The sequence below is a fragment of the Acetobacter pomorum genome, assembly GCF_002738225.1.
GTDB classification, from domain to species: Bacteria; Pseudomonadota; Alphaproteobacteria; order Acetobacterales; family Acetobacteraceae; genus Acetobacter; species Acetobacter pomorum.
On record NZ_PEBQ01000005.1, the window covers coordinates 1 to 3393 of the forward strand.

Below are 3393 nucleotides of genomic sequence, written 5' to 3' on the forward strand. Positions count from 1 at the left end.
TGGAGCAGCCCGGTAGCTCGTCAGGCTCATAACCTGAAGGCCGCAGGTTCAAATCCTGCCCCCGCAACCATGAATCCCGTTTAATATCAAATACTTAGGCCGCCTCATGGGCGGCCTTTTGCGTTTCTGCTCCGCGCGCAGGATGCGTATAGGATGCAAATGGGAGTGAAACTCCAGCGTAGATAGGACTGAAATCGGGGCGTTTCACGATGGCGTGATCTTTGTCGGCAGCCTTATCGATCAGTGGAAATTACGCGATCTGACGACGATGCGCTCACCGGCGGAATCGCTGTCATGGGTGCTCTCAGCAGAGGAGCGATTACCGATGTCTGCGAGCAACCCGGAAAGGTCGGTGATCTCTTTTGCTACCAGATGCACGACGTCACCTTCCTTCTGGAGCATGCCCGTCACCGCCAGCATCTGCCCACCAAGCACCACGCGCCGGTTTGCATCGAACATATCCGGCCAGATGATGACGTTCATGTTGGCTGTCTCGTCCTCCAGCGTCATGAACACCACGCCTTCGGCAGACCCTGGTCGCTGCCGAACCAGCACCAGCCCTGCCACGGTGAGACGCTTCCCATCCTTTGCCGCCAGCGCCTGCCGACAGGTGACGATGTCCCGTTCTCGCAGATCCCTGCGAAGAAATGCGAGGGGATGGTCCCGCAGGGTCAGGCCAAGCCGGTTATAGTCCCGCACTACCTCGGCGCCATCCCGCATGGGCTGCAGCAACACATCCGGCTCCTCCGCTTCACGCGTTACTTCCGCAGCCGCAAACAGGGGCAGGGGTTCATCGCGCAGAGCTTTGATCGCCCAGAGCGCCTCGCGCCGTGTCAGCCCGAGCGAAGGGCGGAACGCGTCCGCTTCGGCCAGATGGGTCAGGGCTGCCGACTTCACGCCAGCCCGACGCCACAGATCATCAATGGATGTAAAGGGACGGGAGGCTCGTGCGGCAACAATCCGGGCCGCATCGTCATTGGCCAGGCCCTTGACCAGACTGATGCCCAGCCGCACGGCGAAGCGACCCTCCGGTGTTTCCGGCCCTTCCAGTGTGCTGTCCCAGCGTGAAGCATTCACGCAGACAGGCCTGACCTCCACGCCGTGTTCCCGCGCATCGCGGACCAGTTGTGCCGGCGCATAGAACCCCATCGGCTGGCTGTTCAGGAGTGAGGTCAGAAACACATCCGGATGGGTGCATTTCATCCAGGATGATGAATAAGCCAGAATGGCGAAACTGGCTGCGTGGCTCTCAGGAAACCCGTAAGAACCGAAACCCTCCAGTTGCTGGTAGATCCGCTCGGCGAATTCCTCATCATACCCATTGGCGCGCATGCCCTCGATCAGTCGTGTCTGAAACTGCGAGACCGTGCCGGTATTTTTGAAAGTCGCCAGGGCCCGCCGAAGCTGATCGGCCTCGGCGGCGGTAAACCCCGCACAGATCATGGCGACCTGCATCGCCTGTTCCTGAAACAACGGGATCCCGAGCGTCTTTTTCAGAACCTTTTCCAGTTCAGGTGTCGGATAGTTTTCCGGCTCGATCCCTTCGCGCCTTCGGAGATAGGGATGGACCATATCCCCCTGGATGGGGCCAGGACGCACGATCGCCACTTCAATGACGAGGTCATAAAATACGCGTGGCTTGAGCCGTGGGAGCATGGACATCTGCGCGCGGGATTCAATTTGGAACACGCCGATCGTGTCGGCCTTGCGGATCATGGCGTAGGTGCGCGGATCCTCGGCCGGGAGGGCCTGGAGCGTAAAGTGTTGGCCTTTGTGCGCCGCCAGCAGGTCCAGACCTTTCTTCATGCAGGTCAGCATGCCAAGGGCCAGAATATCGACCTTCATGAATTTCAGGACGTCGATATCATCCTTGTCCCATTCGATGATCTGGCGCTGCTCCATCGACGCAGGCTCAATGGGCACAAGCTCATCCAGCCGGTCATGCGTCAGCACAAATCCCCCGGGATGCTGTGACAGATGACGGGGTACGCCGATCAGGCAGCGGGCCAGATCAAGCGTCAGGCGGATACGGCGGTCTGACAGATCAATGCCACTATCAGTCAGGGCGTCATCGTCCAGCCTGTGGCCCCAACCATGAGTCTGGCCCGAGAGCGTGCGGATCAGGTCTTCCGGCAGGCCCATGACCTTGCCAACATCCCGCAAAGCCCCTTTGGCGCGATAGCGGATCACCACGGCTGTCAGGGCCGCGCGGTCACGTCCGTAATGCTCATACACCCACTGGATGACCTGCTCGCGCCGTGCATGCTCGAAATCCACGTCGATGTCCGGCGGCTCGCCCCGCTCTTCGGAGACGAAGCGCTCGAACAGCAGCGAATTACGGGCGGGGTCGATGGCTGTGATGCCGAGCACGTAGCAGACGGCAGAATTGGCCGCCGAGCCGCGTCCCTGACAGAGAATATCCTGAGAGCGGGCATAGCGGACAATGCTGTTCACGGTCAGGAAATAGGGCGCGTAGGCCATGCGCCCGATCAGGCCGAGTTCATGGCGGAGCGTTTCCGCCACGTCATCCGGTACGCCATCCGGATAGACGGAACGGGCGCCCTCCCAGGTCAGCGCCTCCAGCGCCTGCTGGGGTGTCTGGCCAGGTACGGAGACTTCATCAGGATACTGGTAGGCCAGATCATCGAGCGAGAAGCGGCAGCGCTCCACGATATCCATGGTGCGGGCGGCGGCTTCAGGGTAACGGCTGAACAGCCGGGCCATTTCCTGTGGCGGTTTGAGATAGCGGTCCGCGTGACGCTCGCGGACGAACCCGGCCTCGTCGATGGTGGTGTTATGCCGGATGCAGGTGACGACATCCTGAAGGATGCGCCGGTCGTGGGTATGGAACAGCACGTCATTGGTCACAACGGTTGGCACCCGTGCCTGATGCGCCAGGTTGGCAAGCTCATACAGCCGCATCGGGTCATTGGGACGGCGTAGCAGGGTGAGCGCCATATAGGCACGGTCAGCAAAGGCGTCCTTCAGCTTGCGCAGATGCAGACCGCAGGCATCATCCGCCGTGTCGGGGATCAGGACAACGATCAGGCCTTCACCCCAGGTGACGAGATCCTCCCAGAGCAGATGGCATTTCCCTTTGCCAGCGCGCGCCTTACCGATGGTGAGCAGACGACACAACCGGCCATAGGCGGCCCGGTCCGTCGGGTAGACCAACACGGGCGGAAAATCCGCCAGATCGAGACGGCATCCCACGACAAGCCGGAGCCCCGCCTGTTTCGCCGCCACATGCGCCTGTACCATGCCGGCCAGAGAATTGCGGTCGCAGATACCGAGCGCCTCCATACCAAGTGCCTTGGCCTGTTCGACGCGGATTTCTCACACTTGAGGCAATTTCGGGTCATTTTGTAGAATTCAGTCATCCCACAGGAGCCC

The 3393-nt window shown here is 60.8% G+C and carries 1 protein-coding gene; it reads right to left on the reverse strand.

Translation table 11 applies throughout. The features are described 5' to 3' along the window. Window positions 1-240: 240 nt before the first annotated feature. The gene (locus tag CSR02_RS01005; protein ID WP_244176707.1) at window positions 241-3303 is read right to left on the reverse strand and encodes an error-prone DNA polymerase; all 3063 of its coding nucleotides are present in this window, start codon (window positions 3301-3303) and stop codon (window positions 241-243) included. Window positions 3304-3393 lie beyond the last annotated feature (90 nt).

Coding starts and splice junctions, on each gene's coding strand:
- CSR02_RS01005 (WP_244176707.1), bottom strand. CDS start 3,303: ATGGAGGCGCTCGGTATCTGCGACCGCAATTCTCTGGCCGGCATGGTA.